At 67.5% G+C, this 16,446-nt stretch carries 16 protein-coding genes; 12 read left to right on the top strand and 4 right to left on the bottom strand.

Features of this window, described 5'->3' with window-relative positions; genetic code table 11:
- Positions 1–5: 5 nt before the first annotated feature.
- Both BDD16_RS00725 and BDD16_RS00720 read right to left on the bottom strand, forming a co-directional pair.
- Positions 6–1,175 carry an MFS transporter gene (locus BDD16_RS00725; RefSeq protein WP_179632119.1) on the bottom strand — a complete coding sequence of 390 codons (1,170 nt, stop codon included), beginning with the start codon at positions 1,173–1,175 and terminating at the stop codon, positions 6–8.
- 13 nt (positions 1,176–1,188) lie between these two features.
- Positions 1,189–1,674: a DUF192 domain-containing protein gene (locus tag BDD16_RS00720; protein ID WP_179632117.1), complete on the bottom strand. Its 486-nt coding sequence runs from the start codon at positions 1,672–1,674 to the stop codon at positions 1,189–1,191.
- A gap of 38 nt (positions 1,675–1,712) precedes the next feature.
- On the opposite strand from BDD16_RS00720, the gene BDD16_RS00715 reads away from it, so the two are divergent.
- The 9 genes from BDD16_RS00715 to BDD16_RS00675 are packed head-to-tail and all read left to right on the top strand — an operon-like array spanning position 1,713 to position 9,599.
- Positions 1,713–4,052 (top strand): heavy metal translocating P-type ATPase, encoded by a 2,340-nt coding sequence (locus BDD16_RS00715; protein WP_179632116.1) that lies wholly within the window; start codon positions 1,713–1,715, stop codon positions 4,050–4,052.
- A gap of 3 nt (positions 4,053–4,055) precedes the next feature.
- The gene (ccoS, locus tag BDD16_RS00710) at positions 4,056–4,271 is read left to right on the top strand and encodes a cbb3-type cytochrome oxidase assembly protein CcoS (protein ID WP_179632114.1); all 216 of its coding nucleotides are present in this window, start codon (positions 4,056–4,058) and stop codon (positions 4,269–4,271) included.
- Positions 4,272–4,280: 9 nt separating this feature from the next.
- Entirely contained in the window at positions 4,281–5,720 is a 1,440-nt protein-coding gene (gene ccoN / locus BDD16_RS00705) for a cytochrome-c oxidase, cbb3-type subunit I (protein ID WP_179632113.1), read from the top strand.
- Positions 5,721–5,739: 19 nt separating this feature from the next.
- Positions 5,740–6,381, top strand: coding sequence for a cytochrome-c oxidase, cbb3-type subunit II (gene ccoO / locus BDD16_RS00700; RefSeq protein WP_179632111.1), 642 nt, complete (start codon positions 5,740–5,742; stop codon positions 6,379–6,381).
- A gap of 12 nt (positions 6,382–6,393) precedes the next feature.
- Positions 6,394–6,567 carry a cbb3-type cytochrome oxidase subunit 3 gene (locus BDD16_RS00695; RefSeq protein ID WP_179632109.1) on the top strand — a complete coding sequence of 58 codons (174 nt, stop codon included), beginning with the start codon at positions 6,394–6,396 and terminating at the stop codon, positions 6,565–6,567.
- Positions 6,560–7,489 (top strand): cytochrome-c oxidase, cbb3-type subunit III, encoded by a 930-nt coding sequence (gene ccoP / locus BDD16_RS00690; RefSeq protein ID WP_179632107.1) that lies wholly within the window; start codon positions 6,560–6,562, stop codon positions 7,487–7,489. The genes BDD16_RS00695 and ccoP overlap by 8 nt, the downstream gene beginning before the upstream one ends.
- 43 nt (positions 7,490–7,532) lie before the next feature.
- Positions 7,533–8,969: a cytochrome c oxidase accessory protein CcoG gene (ccoG, locus tag BDD16_RS00685; RefSeq protein ID WP_179632104.1), complete on the top strand. Its 1,437-nt coding sequence runs from the start codon at positions 7,533–7,535 to the stop codon at positions 8,967–8,969.
- Between the two features lie 46 nt (positions 8,970–9,015).
- On the top strand, positions 9,016–9,255 hold the full coding sequence (locus BDD16_RS00680) for a hypothetical protein (RefSeq protein WP_179632103.1): 240 nt from the start codon (positions 9,016–9,018) through the stop codon (positions 9,253–9,255).
- Between the two features lie 2 nt (positions 9,256–9,257).
- A complete protein-coding gene (locus tag BDD16_RS00675; RefSeq protein ID WP_310732759.1) occupies positions 9,258–9,599 on the top strand; it encodes a hypothetical protein in 342 nt (113 codons plus the stop codon).
- A 31-nt stretch (positions 9,600–9,630) separates the two neighbouring features.
- On the opposite strand, the gene fnr is transcribed toward BDD16_RS00675, so the two are convergent.
- Positions 9,631–10,368 (bottom strand): fumarate/nitrate reduction transcriptional regulator Fnr, encoded by a 738-nt coding sequence (gene fnr, locus BDD16_RS00670; protein ID WP_179632101.1) that lies wholly within the window; start codon positions 10,366–10,368, stop codon positions 9,631–9,633.
- 106 nt (positions 10,369–10,474) lie between these two features.
- Here fnr and hemN point away from each other — a divergent pair, with 106 nt between their 5' ends.
- The 3 genes from hemN (at position 10,475) to icd (ending at position 14,005) form a co-directional block, all read left to right on the top strand.
- Entirely contained in the window at positions 10,475–11,938 is a 1,464-nt protein-coding gene (gene hemN / locus BDD16_RS00665) for an oxygen-independent coproporphyrinogen III oxidase (RefSeq protein WP_179632099.1), read from the top strand.
- A 28-nt stretch (positions 11,939–11,966) separates the two neighbouring features.
- A complete protein-coding gene (locus BDD16_RS00660) occupies positions 11,967–12,689 on the top strand; it encodes an urease accessory protein UreH domain-containing protein (RefSeq protein ID WP_179632097.1) in 723 nt (240 codons plus the stop codon).
- A gap of 62 nt (positions 12,690–12,751) precedes the next feature.
- Positions 12,752–14,005, top strand: coding sequence for an NADP-dependent isocitrate dehydrogenase (gene icd, locus BDD16_RS00655; RefSeq protein WP_179632096.1), 1,254 nt, complete (start codon positions 12,752–12,754; stop codon positions 14,003–14,005).
- A 51-nt stretch (positions 14,006–14,056) separates the two neighbouring features.
- Here icd and lon read toward each other — a convergent pair whose 3' ends face one another.
- Positions 14,057–16,426 carry an endopeptidase La gene (gene lon, locus BDD16_RS00650; RefSeq protein ID WP_179632094.1) on the bottom strand — a complete coding sequence of 790 codons (2,370 nt, stop codon included), beginning with the start codon at positions 16,424–16,426 and terminating at the stop codon, positions 14,057–14,059.
- Positions 16,427–16,446 lie beyond the last annotated feature (20 nt).

Genomic DNA, 16,446 nt, shown 5'->3' with positions numbered 1-16,446 from the left:
GGTGCTCAGGCGGCCTCGGCAGCGCGCGGGCGCCGCCACATCCACACCAGCGCCCCCGCCGTCAGCGCCACCGGCACCAGCGACCCTATATTGAGCAACGCCCACCCCTGCGTCGTCACCAGCAGCCCCGACGCGAACGACGTCACCGCCAGCACCGCGAACACGCAGAAGTTCAGCGCCCCCTGCGCCCGGTCCTTCTCCTCCGGTGCATAGGTCTGCAGCGACAGCGTCGTCGCACCCGTGAACAGGAAGTTCCAGCCCACGCCGAGCAGGAACAGCGCGATCAGGAAGCGGTGCAGGTCCACGCCGGTCAGCGCGACGGCGATGCACAGCGCGTTCAGCGCCACGCCGACCGCCATGATCTGCAGCACGCCGAAGCGCTTGATGAGCTGCCCGGTGAAGAATCCCGGCGCGAACATGCCGATGACGTGCCACTCCAGCACCAGCGCGGTGTCGGAGAAGGGCAGGCCGCACTGGTCCATCGCGATCGGGGTCGAGGCCATCAGCAGGTTCATGACGCCGTAGCCGAGCGAACTGCACAACGCGGCGATGATGAACACCGGCTGGCGCACGATCTCGGACAGTGGTCGGCCTCCGATCGCCGCCTTCTTCGCGGGCGGCGGCGGGAAGTCGATCGCGGCCAGCACCAGCATCGACAGCAGCGCCACCCCGGCCAGCGCGAGGTAGGCACCGACGAAGGGGACTGCGGTCAGCGTGCGGGTCTGCGCGGCGAGGTTCGGGCCGGCGATGGCGCCGATCAGGCCGCCCGCCATCACCATCGAGACGGCTTTTTCCGTGCCGGTGCGGCCCGCCAGTTCGGCGGCGGCGAAGCGGTAGAGCTGGGCGTTGGCGTTGAAATAGCCCGCCACCACCGTGGCCAGGCACAGCAGTTCGAAATGCCGACCCACCGCCGCCCACGCGCACGCCAGCGACGACAGCAGCGCGACCGCGGCGCCCATCTGGAACGAGGTCTTGCGCCCGAAGCGGGCCTGCGTGCGCGCCACCAGCGACGTGGACATCGCCCCGCCGAGCACATAGCCCATCACCGGCAGCGTCGCCATCCAGCCCAGCGGCGCCAGGGCGAGCCCGACCAGCCCGTTGATCGCGATGAAGGCGACGTTGTTGGTGAGGAACAGGCCCTGTGCGGCGGCCAGCAGCCAGAGGTTGCGGTTCACGCGGCGGGCCGGTTCACCGGGCCGCCGCCGGCTTGAACACCGCGCCGCCGATCACGCTGCCGGCCTTCAGCCCGCGCTTGTCGAACCAGCCCTTGTTCATTTCCAGCACGAACCGCACCGGCTTCTTCGAGCAGTGCGAATCATCCGACTGCGGCTTCATGTCCTCGATGTTGACGATGGTGCCGCTGTCGTCGATGAAGGCCGCCGACAGCGGGATCAGCGTGTTGCGCATCCAGAAGCACTGCACGCCAGGCTGTTCGAACACGAAGACCATGCCGTCGCTGGCGCCCATGCTCGGGCGGTGCATCAGGCCGATCTGGCGCTCGCCATCGTCATCGGCGACCTCGGCACGGATCAGGTGCATGCCGGCGGTGAGCTGGGTGGTCGGCAGCTTCTGCGGGCCGGTCTGGGCGTTGGCGCCAGGCGACACCATGGCCATGGCGACCAGCGTGGCGAGTGCGAAACGGCGGCTCAGCGGGCAGAACTTGATATGGATCATGTTGGGTAGCGTGTTGAACTTCAAGAATAGCGCAATCCATGTTTTCCCCTGCCTCGGCCACTCCCTCGCCCATCGCGGCTCCGGCGCTCAGCCCCACACAGGCCGCCGCCGTCAACGACCACCAGCAGCAGACCGCCTTCACCCAGTGGATCGACGACGGGCAGGGCGGCGAGCTGGGGCAGTCGCGTCTGCTGCTGAGCGGCATGCACTGTACTGCCTGCGCCGGTCTGATCGAAGACGCGCTCTGCCGTGTCGAGGGTGTGCGGGCCGCCGAGGTCAGTGGTGCGGCCCAGCGCGCGGTGGTCACCTGGGATCCGAAGCGCACGCAGGTATCGACGCTGATCGAGGCGGTGCGCCGCGCTGGCTACGGGGCCTTCCCCGACACCGGGGCGCAGGCCGTGGCGCTGGCGACCAGGGAGACGCGCCAGTCGATCTGGCGGCTGTTCGTGGCGGCCTTCTGCATGATGCAGGTGATGATGTACGCGACGCCTGCGTACGTGGCCGATCCGGGCGACATCACGCCGGACATGGTGCAGCTGCTGCGCTGGGCGAGCTGGGTGCTGAGCATCCCGGTGATGGTGTTCGCGGCGGGACCATTTTTCCGCGGTGCGTGGCGGGGCCTGCGCGAGCGGCGCATCAGCATGGACCTGCCGGTGGCGCTGGGCATCGCGGTGACCTTCGTCGCCAGTTCGGCGGCCACCTTCGATGCCGGCGGGCCGTTCGGCTCCGAGGTGTATTTCGATTCGCTGACCATGTTCGTCAGTTTCCTCTTCGGTGCCCGGGTGCTGGAGGCACGTGCCCGGCAGCGGGCGGCGCAGTCGCTCGACGGCGTGATGCGGCGTCTGCCGGACGCGGTCGAACGGCTGGACGCCCAGGGGCAGGGGACGCTGGTACCCGCGTCGTCGCTGGTCGTGGGCGATCGTGTGCGGGTGCACGCCGGACAGGCCTTCGCCGCGGACGGGCGCGTGGTCGAGGGCCGCACCCTGGTCGACGAGGCGATGCTGTCGGGTGAATCGCGGCCGGTGGACCGGGCGGTGGGCGACGAGGTGTCGGCCGGCTGCATCAACCTGAGTGCGCCGGTGGTGATGCAGGTGCTGCAACTGGGCGCGCAGACGCGCTACCAGCGCATCGTGTCGCTGGTCGAGCGCGCGTTGACCGAGCGGCCGGCGTTCATCCTGGCGACCGACCGGATTGCCGGACCGTTCCTGTGGGCGGTGCTGGTGCTGGCGGCACTCGCCTGGGGTGTCTGGATGTTCATCGACCCGAGCCGTGCGCTCTGGGTCGCCGTGTCGGTGCTGATCGTGACGTGTCCGTGTGCCTTGTCGCTGGGGGCGCCGGTGGCGTTGCTGGCATCGGCGGGCGAGCTGGCGCGGCGCGGCATCCTGGTGCAGCGGCTGGATGCGCTGGAGGTGCTGACCCGCGTGCAGGACGTGGTCTTCGACAAGACTGGCACCGTCACCGAAGACCGGCTGGCACTGGCGCAGGCCGCCGTGCTGCGGTCGGTGCCAGGCCTGACGGACGAGCGCCTGCAAGGGCTGGCCGCCGTGCTGGCGCGGCAGTCGCTGCACCCGCTGTCCCGCGCGCTGGCGCTGACTGGCGCGCAGGAGGACGACACGGCGGTGGCGCTGGACGCCGTGCGCGAGCAGCCCGGCCAGGGGCTGGAGGCCACGGCGCAGATCGACGGTCAGCGGCGCGGTGTCCGGCTGGGCGGGCCCGGCTGGTGCGGGTTGGCCGAGGCCGATGTGCTGCCGGCCCGACCCGCCGTCTGGCTCGCGCTGGAACAGGGTGGGGCCTGGCTGCCGGTATGCCGGTTCGAGTTCGACGAGGTCCTGCGCCCGGATGCCGTGAGTGGCGCCGCCGGTCTGGCCCGTGCGGGGCTGGCGCTGCACCTGTTCTCCGGTGACCAGACCGCCAGTGTCGAGGCCATGGCCCGCCGTCTCGGCATCGCCGACGCCCGCGCCCGCTGCACGCCCCAGGACAAGCTGGCCGGCGTCGAGGCACTGCAGGCCGCCGGCCGCGTGGTGGCGATGGTCGGCGACGGCATCAACGATGCGCCAGTGCTCGCCCGTGCGGACGTCTCGATCGCGCTGGGCACCGCCGCGGCGCTGGCCCAGGCCCGCGCTGACGTGATCGTGCTGTCCGACCGCATCGAGGACCTGCCGGTCCTGCTCGACACCGCGCGCCGGACTGTTGCCATCGTGCGACAGAATCTGCGCTGGGCACTGTTCTACAACGCGGCCTCGGTCCCGCTGGCCCTGGTGGGCTGGCTGCCGCCCTGGCTGGCGGGCATCGGCATGGCGCTCAGCTCGCTGGTGGTCGTTCTCAATGCCCTGCGGCTGACCCGCCGGCGGGGCCCCGCCCCTCTGGGCAAGGCCTGAACCATGGACATCCTGTTCCTGCTGATCCCGTTGTCGGTGGTCCTCGTTTTCCTGATCATCGTGGTCTTCGCGTGGGCCCTGAAAAGCGGCCAGTTCGACGACATCGAGCGCGAGGGCGAGCGCATCCTGCGTGCGGACCGAGACGAGCTTGATGCCGATCAATCCAGTGCGATCCCGGCTACCAAAGAATCCCAGCCGAGGATCGAGAGAGTTTCCTAGGAGCAACCAATGGCAATCAACACAAAGACGGCTGGCCCCGTCTTCACCGATGCGGTCGTGAGGCAATTTGCCCTCGCCGCGGTGTTATGGGGCATTGTGGGGATGCTGGTCGGGGTCGTGATCGCGGCCCAGCTGGCATTCCCTGAACTGACCAACGGCATCTCGTGGCTCAGCTACGGGCGCCTGCGACCACTGCACACCAATGCGGTGATTTTTGCGTTCGGTGGCTGCGCGCTGTTCGCGACCAGCTACCACGTGGTGCAACGCACCTGCCAGACGCGCCTGTTCGCGCCGGCGCTGGCCCAGTTCACCTTCTGGGGCTGGCAACTCGTCATCCTGGCCGCCGCGATCTCGCTGCCGCTGGGCTTCACGCAAGGCAAGGAATACGCCGAGCTGGAGTGGCCGATCGACCTGCTGATCGCCGTCGTGTGGGTCAGCTACGCGGTGGTGTTCTTCGGCACCGTCGGCATCCGCAAGGTCAGCCACATCTACGTGGGCAACTGGTTCTTCGGCGCCTTCATCCTCGCCGTGGCCCTGCTGCACATCGTCAACAGCGCCGCCATTCCGGTCAGCCTGACGAAGTCGTACTCGGCTTACGCGGGCGTGCAGGACGCGATGGTGCAGTGGTGGTACGGCCACAACGCGGTGGGCTTCTTCCTGACCGCGGGCTTCCTGGGGATGATGTATTACTACATCCCGAAGCAGGCGGGCCGTCCGGTCTACTCGTACCGCCTGTCGATCGTCCACTTCTGGGCGCTGATCTTCACGTACATGTGGGCGGGTCCGCACCACCTGCACTACACCGCGCTGCCGGACTGGACGCAGTCGGTCGGCATGATCTTCTCGCTGGTCCTGCTCGCACCGAGCTGGGGCGGCATGATCAACGGCATCATGACCCTGTCGGGCGCCTGGCACAAACTGCGTGACGACCCGATCCTGAAGTTCCTGATCGTCTCGCTGTCGTTCTACGGCATGTCGACCTTCGAAGGTCCGATGATGTCCATCAAGACCGTCAACGCCCTGTCGCACTACACCGACTGGACCGTCGGCCACGTGCACTCCGGCGCCCTGGGCTGGGTGGGTCTGGTGTCGATCGGCTCGCTGTACCACCTGATCCCGCGCATGTTCGGCCGCAAGCAGATGTACAGCATCCGCGCGATGGAGCTGCACTTCTGGATCGCCACCATCGGCATCGTGCTGTACATCGCCGCGATGTGGATCGCCGGCGTGATGCAGGGCCTGATGTGGCGTGCGACGAACCCGGACGGCACGCTGGTCTACAGCTTCGTCGAGAGCGTCAAGGCCACCTATCCGTTCTACGTCATCCGCCTCGGCGGCGGCGTGATGTACCTGTCGGGCATGTTGATCATGGCCTGGAACGTGGTGAAGACGGTGCAGGTCGGCAAGGCCGAACCCGTCGCCATCCCGGCTGTCGTTGCCCACGCCTGAACCGGAGCACTAGAACACCATGGCTCAAGCTAATCGCCCCGTGTCTGGTCACGAGAAGATCGAGACCAGCAATTTCCTGATGATCGTCCTGACCCTGGTCACCATCCTGTTCGGTGGCCTGACGGAGATCGTCCCCCTGTTCTTCCAGACGTCGACGACCCAGCCGGTCGAGGGCCTCAAGCCCTACACCGCGCTGCAGCTCGCCGGACGGGACGTCTACTTGCGCGAGGGCTGCTACAACTGCCACTCGCAGATGATCCGCCCCTTCCGTGCCGAGACGCTGCGCTACGGCGAGGTTTCCAAGGCCGGGGAGTTCGTCTATGACCACCCCTTCCAGTGGGGCTCCAAGCGCACCGGTCCTGACCTGCACCGCGTCGGCGGCAAGTACAGCGACCAGTGGCACCGCGTGCACATGAACAATCCGCGTGACGTGGTGCCCGAGTCCAACATGCCGGCCTATCCGTGGCTGGAGGGCGCGCAGGCCAACGCAGGCATCGGCACCAACATGGCCGCGCTGCGCAAGGTCGGTGTGCCGTACACCGACGACGAGATCGCCAAGGCGGCAGACGAGGTCAAGGGCAAGACTGAACTGGATGCCGTCATCGCCTACCTGCAAGTGCTGGGCACCGCAGGCAAGTCTTCGGCCGCACTGGTCAAGTGAGCGAGGTGCCGCATGGACATCGTCAATGACCTGCGCAGTTTCACGACTGTAGGCTTCTTCATCCTGTTCCTGGGCATCGCTGCCTGGGCCTACTCCAGCCGCAATCGTTCCGCGTTCGACGAAGCCGCCGCGCTTCCGTTCCTGGACGAAGACAACAAGACTTCCAACGGAGGCACCCATGAGTGACTTCACTTCCAGCTTCTGGTCGTGGTATGTGATCGCGATCACCGTGGGCGGTCTCGCCTTCTGCGTCTTCATCCTCGCGGTGGCCAGCAAGCGCACCGTGATGGCCGACGACAACTCGACGGGCCACACCTGGGACGTCGACCTGCGCGAGATGAACAACCCGCTGCCACGCTGGTGGATGGGCCTGTTCATCCTGACCGTGGTGTTCGCGGTGATCTATCTGGCGCTCTATCCGGGCCTGGGCATCAACAAGGGCACGCTGAACTGGAGTTCCGCCGGTCAGCTGGAGGCAGAACATGCCAAGGCACGCCAGACCATGGCGCCGCTGTACGAGCGCTTCATGGCCATGGGCCCGGAGGCGCTGGCACAGGACAAGCAGGCCATGGGCATCGGCGAGCGGCTGTTCGTCAACAACTGCGCCGGCTGCCACGGCTCGGACGGGCGCGGCAGCAAGAGCTTCCCCAACCTGACGGACAACGACTGGCTGGGTGGCTCGGGTGTGGACTACATCGCGAAGACCATCGCCGAAGGTCGCCAGGGCATGATGCCCCCGATGGGCGCCGCGGTCGGAACGCCCGAGGACGTCAAGAACGTCGCCAACTACGTGCTGAGCCTGTCTGGCAGCGCCCACAACGCGATTGCCGCACAGCTCGGCAAGAGCAAGTTCGGTGCGTGCGCGGCTTGTCACGGTGCCGATGGCAAGGGTCTGCAAGCGATGGGAGCGCCGAACCTGACCGACAAGGTCTGGTTGCATGGGTGGGGTGAGGCTGCCGTGATCGCGATGATCAACGGCGGCAAGACCAACGTCATGCCGCAGCACGCCTCGCGCCTGTCGCCCGAGCAGACCAAGGTCTTGGCGGCCTATGTCTGGAGCCTGTCGCACAAGGGCGACCCGAAGACGGCCCTGGCTGCGCCGCAGTGATGCTGATCAAGGTCCAGTGCCTGCATCAGTACGAAAATTAACCATGGACAGCCGCACAGATACATCGACGACCGTGCAGGGGGCAGTGAAGACTGTTTCCCTGTATCAGAAGAGCAAGAAGATCTATCCCCGTGCGGTGCATGGCTTCTTTTCCAACTGGCGCTGGGCGCTGGTCTGGATCACCCAGATCGTGTTCTACGGCATGCCCTGGCTGCAGTGGAACGACCGCCAGGCCGTGCTGTTCGACCTGCTCACCCGCCGGTTCTACATCGGCGGGCTGGTGCTCTACCCGCAGGACTTCATCTACCTGACGGGTCTGCTGATCATCTCGGCCTACGCGTTGTTCCTGTTCACCGCGGTGGCCGGGCGTCTGTGGTGCGGCTATGCCTGCCCGCAGACGGTCTACACCGAGATCTTCCTGTGGTTCGAACACCGTTTCGAAGGGGATCGTGCCCAGCGCATGCGCCTGGATGCAGCCCCCTGGAACGGCGAGAAGATCCTCCGCAAGGGCGGCAAGCAGCTTGCCTGGATCCTGTTCGCACTCTGGACGGGCTTCACCTTCGTCGGCTATTTCACCCCGATCCGCTCGCTCGGTGCCTCGGTGCTCTCGCTGGGCCTGGGGCCGTGGGAGTGGTTCTGGGTGCTGTTCTACGCGTTCGCCACCTATGGCAACGCCGGTTTCATGCGCGAGCAGGTGTGCAAGTACATGTGCCCCTACGCGCGCTTCCAGAGCGCGATGTTCGACAAGGACACGCTCATCATCAGCTACGACGCCGAACGCGGTGACCCGCGCGGCGCACGTGGCAAGAAGGTCGATCCCAAGTCCAAGGGCCTGGGCGACTGCGTCGATTGCGGCGTGTGCGTGCAGGTCTGCCCGACGGGCATCGACATCCGCAACGGCCTGCAATACGAGTGCATCGGCTGCTCGGCCTGCATTGACGCCTGTGACGGCATCATGGACAAGATGGGCTACGAGCCCGGCCTGATCCGCTATGCCACGCAGCACAGCCTGCAGCAGCACCTCACGCGTGCCCAGATGTGGCGCCGCGCCTTCCGGCCGCGGGTGCTGATCTACACGGCCATCCTCGTGCTGATCGTCGGGGCCGTGGGCACCAGCCTGTGGCTGCGCTCGCCGTTCCGCGTGGACGTGGTGCGCGACCGGGCAACGCTGGCCCGCATCGTCGATGAAGGGCGCATCGAGAACGTCTATCGTCTGCAGATCATGAACGCGACCGAGCAGACGCAGCGTTTCCGCATCGCTGCCAGCGGCCTGCCGGACCTGAAGGTGGACCAGACCAGCGACATCGAGGTCGGGCCTGCCGAGGCGCAATGGGTGACGGTGTCGGTGCAGGCCGGGTTCGAGGCGGCAACCCAGGCAGGCCCGGGCTCGCACGAGATCCACTTCGATGTCGAGCGGGTGGATGCCAAGGGTGCGCCCGCGGTGGTCCGCGAGAAGTCGACCTTCATCGTGCCTCGCTGAACGGCGTGCACACTGTCTGCGACCGTATTTATCCAGGAGTTCCTGCATGACGACAAGCTACACGACCCCCTCCGGCAAGGACACGATGCCTTGGTGGAAGTACAAGATGGTGTGGCTGGTGATCGGCGGCCCGCTGGTCGTGGTCGTGGCCAGTTTCGTCACGCTCGGTCTGGCGATCCGCTATCCGGATCCGGTGCTGGAGAGCGTGGTGGTCGCCACACCCGACGCCGCGCACCAGCCAGCCATGCAGGCGCGCAACCATGCCGCCACAGGGGGCGTCAAATGACCGTGGCCGATCCGCTTCTCTCGTCCGACGAAGAGGTCGAGCGGTTCGAGGCGGCCGAACCAGCGGACATGGTGCCCCCGATGTCGTCGCCCACCCGGCGGCTGGCGGCCGTGGCGTGGCCGGCGTTCCTGATGGCTGGCGTGCTGGAGATGCTGGTGTTCTCGCTGGTCGATCCCGGCGATCTGCACTGGCTGGGCGGCGCCTCCGTGGAGATCGACCGCAAGGCGGTCTACACCGTGGCCTTCTTCGTGTTCTGGGTGGTGGTCGGCTTGGGCAGTGCGCTGACGCAGCTGATCCTGGTCGAGCCGAACGTCCTCAACAAGCCTTACCGCAACCACCTCTGAGGGGCTGCGGCCGGGTCATCAGGCGAGCGGTTCAGCAGTTGGCTGCGTTGACGACCTGTTGCAGTGCTGCCTGGTCGAGGATGCGGATGTCGCGCTGCTTGACTTCGAGCAGACCGTCGTCCTGGAATTTCGAGAAGGTGCGGCTGACCGTTTCCAGCTTCAGGCCCAGGTAGCTGCCAATCTCCTCGCGTGTCATGCGCAGCACCAGCGCCGACGGGGAAAAGCCGCGTGCCTGCAGGCGCTGCGTCAGGTTGAGCAGGAAGGCGGCCAGACGCTCTTCCGCCCGCATGCTCCCGAGCAGCAGCATCACGCCGTGGTCGCGCACGATCTCGCGGCTCATGATCTTGTGGAACTGGTGCTGCAGCAGCGTGAACTCGCGCGACAGCGTCTCCAGCTGGCCATAGGGAATCATGCAGACCTGCGAGTCCTCCAGCGCGATGGCATCGCAGGAGTGGCGGTCGGTGCTGATGCCGTCCAGGCCGAGCAGCTCGCCGGCCATCTGGAAACCCGTGACCTGCTCGCGGCCATCCGATGCGGAGACGATGGTCTTGAAGAAGCCGGTGCGGACCGCGTACAGCGCCGCGAAGGTCTCGCCGGCGTGGAACAGGCTCTCGCCGCGGCGCACGGCGCGGCGGGTGCCGATCATGTTGTCCAGCGAAGTCAGCTCCTCGTCCGACAGACCCACGGGCAGGCACAGCTCGCGCAGGTTGCAGGCCGAGCAGGCGACCTTGAGGGCGTCCAGGCGTGGGGTGGTAGACGTTTCGTGCATGTTGCAAACCCTGTTGATCAAGCTTGTCTGATTCTTGTGCATCCGCCGTGCAGCACACTTGAGCTGCGTCAAGGCTGGCGGGCGCGGGGACGGCACAGTGCGTGCCATGGAACATACGACACTTTCCCGTGGCCGCACTGACACATCGGCCGAATCTGGTGCGCCGAGTCTGGCAGTGGCTGCGCCGGAACTGACCGATGCGCTGCTGGCGCGGATGGATGTGCCGGGGCCACGCTACACCTCCTACCCGACGGCCGACCGGTTTGTCGAGGCCTTCACCGCTGGCCACAGTGCGCAGGCGCTGGCGCAGCGCGGGGATCTGGGGGGCGTGGGCGGCGCGGGGGTGCCGATGTCGATCTACGTGCACATCCCGTTCTGCGAGTCGGTCTGCTACTACTGCGCCTGCAACAAGATCGTCACGCGCGACCACAGCCGGGTGGCGGCCTACCTGAAGGCGCTGGAGCATGAGCTGGACCTGGTCTGCCAGGCGCTCGGCGAAGCGCCCCAGGTGTCCCAGCTGCACTTTGGCGGCGGCACGCCCACCTATCTGGACGACGACGAGCTCCGCCATGTGGTGGGCATGATCGCCGCCCGGGTGCGCTTGCTGCCCCAGGGCGAGCATTCCATCGAGATCGATCCGCGCACCGTCACCCGTGACCGGCTGGCACTGCTGAAAGAGCTCGGCTTCAACCGGGTCTCCTTCGGCGTGCAGGACTTCGACCCGGCGGTGCAGCAGGCGGTCCACCGGGTGCAGCCGCATGCGCAGGTCGAGGCGCTGATGCGCGACGCGCGGGAACTGGGCTTCGAGTCGATCAACGTCGACCTGATCTACGGCCTGCCGCGCCAGACGCCCGAGAGTTTCGAGCGCACGGTGCGCCAGGTCGCGCTGCTGCGGCCGGACCGCATCGCGATGTACGGCTACGCCCACCTGCCGACGCGCTTCAAGCCGCAGCGGCGCATCGTGCCGGCCGAACTGCCCAGCGGCGCGGACCGGGTCGGCATGCTGGCGCAGGCGCTGGCCGGCTTCGTCAGCCATGGTTACCAGTACATCGGCATGGACCATTTCGCGCTGCCCGAGGACGGACTGGCGCAGGCCAAGCGCCAAGGTCGCCTGCACCGCAATTTCCAGGGCTACAGCACCCAGCCGGACTGCGACCTGATCGGCCTGGGCGTGTCGGCCATCTCCCGCATCGGGGCCACGTATAGCCAGAACGCCAAGACGCTGGACGAGTACTACGACCTGCTCAAGGGCGATGCGCTGCCGGTGGTGCGCGGGCTGGCGCTGACGCGCGATGATCTGGTGCGGCGGGCGGTGATCATGTCCATCATGTGCCACGGGCGGCTGAGCTACGAGTCGGTGGCGCTGGCGCACCTGATCGATGTGCGACAGTACTTCGCGCAGGAACTGGAGGCGCTGCAGGACCTGGCGCACGACGGCCTCGTCACGCTCCACGAGGACGGGCTGGAGGTCACGCCGCTGGGCTGGTACTTCGTGCGCTCGGTGGCGATGGTCTTCGACCGGCACCTGCGGGCCGACCGCAGCCGGGAGCGGTTTTCCAAGGTGATCTGAGGCAGATCGAGGGCGTCGAGGTGATCGGATGACGGGTGCGTTGCTGCTGACAGCAGCCTTGATGGGGCTGGCCGGTACCCCGCATTGCGCGGCGATGTGCGGGGCTGGCTGTGCGGCGATTGCCCGGCGCTGCAAACCCGAGCAGCCGTCTGGCGCCGTGGCCGGCATGCTGGTGGGGCGTCTGGTGGCGTATGCCGTGGCGGGTGCGCTGGCGGCTTCGCTGGTGGGGGGGCTGCGCTGGCTGGCCGCGTCGGCGGGCTGGCTGCGGCCGGTCTGGACCGGGCTGCAGGTCTTCCTGCTGCTGCTGGGGTTGTGGATGCTCCTGAAGGGTGCGCTGCCCGAGAGCCTGGCGGCCTGGCTGGAGCGGCGCGGACGTCCCGCCCTGCCGGACGGCGCGGCCCGCATCCGCATGCCGGGCGAGGTGAAAGCCGCCGCCTGGGGTCTGCTGTGGCCGGCCTTGCCCTGCGGTCTGCTGCATGCGGCGCTGCTGATGGCGTCGGTCGCCTCCACCCCTGTCGAGGGGGCCACCGTCATGGCCGTCTTCGCCAGCACCAGTGTGCTGGGGCTGCTCGCGGGGCCGGCGCTCTGGCTGCGCTGGGTACCGGCTGCCTTGCGTTCCGCGGGCGTTCGTGGCGAGGTGTCGCCGGCGTCGCTGTCGCTGCGGATGGCGGGCGCGACCATCGTGGTGCTGGTGGGCTGGTCGTTCGGACACGCGCTCTGGACCGATACCCTGGCGGCCTGGTGTGCCTGACATAGAATCATTTTCGACCCCGAACAGAACAAGTTCACCCACCGCATCACGGAGCCGGAACCATGTACGAGCACATCACGGTGCCTGCCGACGGGCAGAAGATCACCGTCAACGCGGACTTCTCGCTGAATGTCCCGAACCACCCGATCATCCCGTTCATCGAGGGTGACGGCACCGGCCTCGACATCACGCCCGTGATGATCAAGGTGGTGGATGCCGCGGTCGCCAAGGCCTATGGCGGCGAGCGCCAGATCCACTGGATGGAAATCTACGCCGGCGAGAAGGCCACCCGGGTCTATGGCCCGGACGTGTGGCTGCCGGCGGAGACGCTGGAGGTGCTGCGCGAGTACGTGGTGTCGATCAAGGGTCCGCTGACCACGCCGGTCGGTGGCGGCATCCGTTCGCTGAACGTCGCGCTGCGCCAGGAACTCGACCTCTACGTCTGCCTGCGTCCGGTGCAGTATTTCAAGGGGGTGCCTTCGCCGGTGAAGGAGCCGCACAAGATCGACATGGTCATCTTCCGCGAGAACTCGGAAGACATCTATGCCGGCATCGAGTACGCGGCCGAGTCGGACAAGGCGAAGAAGCTGATCAAGTTCCTGCAGGACGAGATGGGCGTCACCAAGATCCGCTTCCCCGACACCTCGGGCATCGGCATCAAGCCGGTCTCCCGCGAAGGCACCGAGCGCCTGATGCGCAAGGCGCTGCAGTACGCGGTCGACAACGACAAGCCCAGCGTCACCATCGTGCACAAGGGCAACATCATGAAGTACACCGAAGGTGGCTTCCGTGACTGGGCCTACGCGCTGGCGCAGAAGGAATTCGGCGCCGAACTGGTCGATGGTGGCCCGTGGTGCAAGTTCCGCAATCCGAAGACCGGCCGCGACATCACCGTCAAGGACTCGATCGCCGACGCCTTCCTGCAGCAGATCCTGCTGCGCCCGTCCGAGTACTCGGTGATCGCCACGCTGAACCTCAACGGCGACTACATCTCCGACGCGCTGGCCGCGCAGGTCGGCGGCATCGGCATCGCCCCGGGTGCCAACCTGTCGGACTCGGTGGCCTGTTTCGAGGCGACCCACGGCACCGCGCCGAAGTACGCCGGCAAGGACTACGTCAACCCGGGCTCCGAGATCCTGTCGGCCGAGATGATGCTGCGCCACATGGGCTGGGTCGAGGCGGCCGACCTGATCCTGGCGTCGATGGAGCGCGCGATCGCGTCGAAGAAGGTCACCTATGACTTCGCGCGTCTGATGGACGGGGCGACGCAGGTGTCGTGCTCGGGCTTCGGTCAGGTGATGATCGACCACCTGTGATGTGCAGGGTGTGCGTGGCGTCCAGCCTTCCGCGACACCGCGGAAGGCCCGTCAGGCGGTCGGTCGAGGTCCGGTCAAGGCCACCGGAACCTCCAGTCCCAGTGCGGCGCTGACCGCGTCGTCCACCGTCTCCAGCCCGACGAAGCGGATCGCGTTGCGCGTGCTCTCGGGCACGTCGCGCAGGTCCTTCAGGTTGCGCTGCGGCAGCAGCACGACGCTGATCCCGGCCCGCTGCGCGGCGAGCACCTTCTCCTTGATGCCCCCGACGGGCAGCACCAGACCACGCAGGCTGATCTCGCCCGTCATCGCGACGTCGTGCCGCACCGGCCGGTCGGTGAACAGCGAGGCCAGCGCGACGAACATCGCCACACCCGCACTGGGGCCGTCCTTGGGGATCGCGCCTGCGGGGATGTGCAGGTGCAGGTCGATCTCGTCGAATGCCGCGGTGGCGATGCCCAGACCGGCGGCCCGGCTCTTCACGAGGGTGGTCGCCGCCTGGGCGCTTTCCTTCATGACATCGCCCAGCTGACCGGTCAGGACCAGCTGGCCCGTGCCGTGGACCCGTGTCGCCTCGATGAAGAGGATGTCGCCCCCGATCGGTGTCCAGGCCAGCCCGGTCGCGACGCCGGTCACGCTCTGCCGCAGCGCGGTGTCGCGTTCGAAGCGTGCAGGCCCCAGGATGCGGTCCAGATCCGTGGCCTCGATGCGCACCTGCCCGGCCAGTCCCTCGGCGATCTGCATCGCGGCATGCCGCATCGTGCGGCCGATCTCGCGTTCGAGCTGCCGCACGCCGGCCTCATGTGTGTAGTCGGCGATGATGCCCTGCAGTGCTCCACGCGCAAGGTGGCACTGGTCCTCGCGCAGGCCGTTGGCCTCGCGCTGGCGGCCGACGAGGTAGGACTCGGCGATCTGCAGCTTCTCCTCCTGCGTGTAGCCGGGCAGATCGATCACCTCCATGCGGTCCCGCACCGGCGGCGGCACCTGGTCCATCACGTTGGCGGTGGCGATGAACACGACGCGGCTCAGGTCGAAGGGCACGCCGAGGTAGTTGTCCCGGAAGGTGTTGTTCTGCTCGGGGTCGAGCACTTCCAGCAGCGCGGCCGACGGGTCGCCACGCGCGCTGGCTGTCAGCTTGTCCAGTTCGTCCAGCATCATCACGCAGTCCCGCGCGCCGGCCTTGCGCAGGCCCTGGATGATGTTGCCCGGCAGGGCGCCGATGTAGGTGCGCCGGTGGCCGCGGATCTCGGCCTCGTCGTGCACCCCGCCGAGCGACACGCGCACGAACGGCCGCTGCAGCGCCTTCGCGATGCTCTGCCCCAGCGAGGTCTTGCCCACGCCCGGCGGACCGGCGAAGCAGAGGATGGGCGCCCGTCCGCCCGGATTCAGCTTGCGCACGGCCAGGAATTCGAGGATGCGCTGCTTCACGCGCTCCAGGCCGAAGTGGTCTGCGGCCAGGGTCTGGCGTGCGGCGGCCAGGTCGATCGGGTGCTCGGCCGGTGTCGACCAGGGCAGCTCCACCATCCACTCCAGGTAGGTGCGCAGCATCGGGTATTCGCCCGAGGTGTCGGACATCGACTGCAGCCGCCGCAACTCCTTGCGCGCATGGGCTTCGGTGTCCGCGGGCATGCCGGACCGGGCGATCGACTCTTCGAGCCGGGCTATTTCGGCGTCTTCTCCGCCGTTCTCGCCCAGTTCGTGCTGGATGGTCTTCAACTGTTCGCGCAGCAGGAACTTGCGCTGCCGGTCGTCGAGCTGTTCCTTGGTCCGCTCCCCGATCTCCTTGGACAGGCGCAGCACCTCGATGCGGTGCGCCAGCAGCGGCAGCAGCTTGCGCAGGCGCTCCTCGGTCGAGACCGCTTCCAGCAGCGCCTGCTTCTCGTTCAGCTCGATCTCGACGAGGCTGGCGGTGATGTCGGCCAGTGTGGACGCGCCACGGGTCGACTGGAGCGCGGCCACCAGCTCGGCCGGGACACTTGGCAGCAGCGAAATCAGCGCCAGGCTACGCTCCCGCAACTGCAGGGTCAGCGCCTCCAGCTCGGCCGACGCGTCCGCCGGTTCCTCGATCTGCTGGATGCGCGCCGCCAGGAAGGGATGCCCCTCGACCGCCTCCACGATCCGGAAACGCTGCGTACCTTGACAGAGGGTGTGGTGCAGGCCCTCCCGAGGTTCCAGGTGGTGCACGATCCGCGCAAGCGTGCCGACCGCGAACAGGTCGCCCGGCGCCGGATCATCCTGCCGGGTGTCCTTCTGCAGCACGATGCCCACCGGGGTGTCGGTGGCCAGCGCGTGCAGCAGGGCGGCGACCGACCGCTCGCGCCCGACGCTCACCGTCACCAGCGCGTGCGGCAGCAGCACGAGATTGCGCATCGGTATCAGCGGGACCACGTCCGCAGGCAGGCGGGCAGTTTCGGTGGACGGCATGGGCGGCTCCTGTTGTGCTG

This window comes from Sphaerotilus montanus (genome assembly GCF_013410775.1).
Lineage (GTDB): Bacteria > Pseudomonadota > Gammaproteobacteria > Burkholderiales > Burkholderiaceae_C > Sphaerotilus > Sphaerotilus montanus.
The sequence above is the reverse complement of the archived record's forward strand: the minus strand, read 5'-3'. Positions and strand labels throughout refer to the sequence as shown.

Coding starts and splice junctions, on each gene's coding strand:
- BDD16_RS00720 (WP_179632117.1), bottom strand. CDS start 1,674: ATGATCCATATCAAGTTCTGCCCGCTGAGCCGCCGTTTCGCACTCGCC.
- BDD16_RS00715 (WP_179632116.1), top strand. CDS start 1,713: ATGTTTTCCCCTGCCTCGGCCACTCCCTCGCCCATCGCGGCTCCGGCG.
- ccoS (WP_179632114.1), top strand. CDS start 4,056: ATGGACATCCTGTTCCTGCTGATCCCGTTGTCGGTGGTCCTCGTTTTC.
- ccoN (WP_179632113.1), top strand. CDS start 4,281: ATGGCAATCAACACAAAGACGGCTGGCCCCGTCTTCACCGATGCGGTC.
- ccoO (WP_179632111.1), top strand. CDS start 5,740: ATGGCTCAAGCTAATCGCCCCGTGTCTGGTCACGAGAAGATCGAGACC.
- BDD16_RS00695 (WP_179632109.1), top strand. CDS start 6,394: ATGGACATCGTCAATGACCTGCGCAGTTTCACGACTGTAGGCTTCTTC.
- ccoP (WP_179632107.1), top strand. CDS start 6,560: ATGAGTGACTTCACTTCCAGCTTCTGGTCGTGGTATGTGATCGCGATC.
- ccoG (WP_179632104.1), top strand. CDS start 7,533: ATGGACAGCCGCACAGATACATCGACGACCGTGCAGGGGGCAGTGAAG.
- BDD16_RS00680 (WP_179632103.1), top strand. CDS start 9,016: ATGACGACAAGCTACACGACCCCCTCCGGCAAGGACACGATGCCTTGG.
- fnr (WP_179632101.1), bottom strand. CDS start 10,368: ATGCACGAAACGTCTACCACCCCACGCCTGGACGCCCTCAAGGTCGCC.
- hemN (WP_179632099.1), top strand. CDS start 10,475: ATGGAACATACGACACTTTCCCGTGGCCGCACTGACACATCGGCCGAA.
- BDD16_RS00660 (WP_179632097.1), top strand. CDS start 11,967: ATGACGGGTGCGTTGCTGCTGACAGCAGCCTTGATGGGGCTGGCCGGT.
- icd (WP_179632096.1), top strand. CDS start 12,752: ATGTACGAGCACATCACGGTGCCTGCCGACGGGCAGAAGATCACCGTC.
- lon (WP_179632094.1), bottom strand. CDS start 16,426: ATGCCGTCCACCGAAACTGCCCGCCTGCCTGCGGACGTGGTCCCGCTG.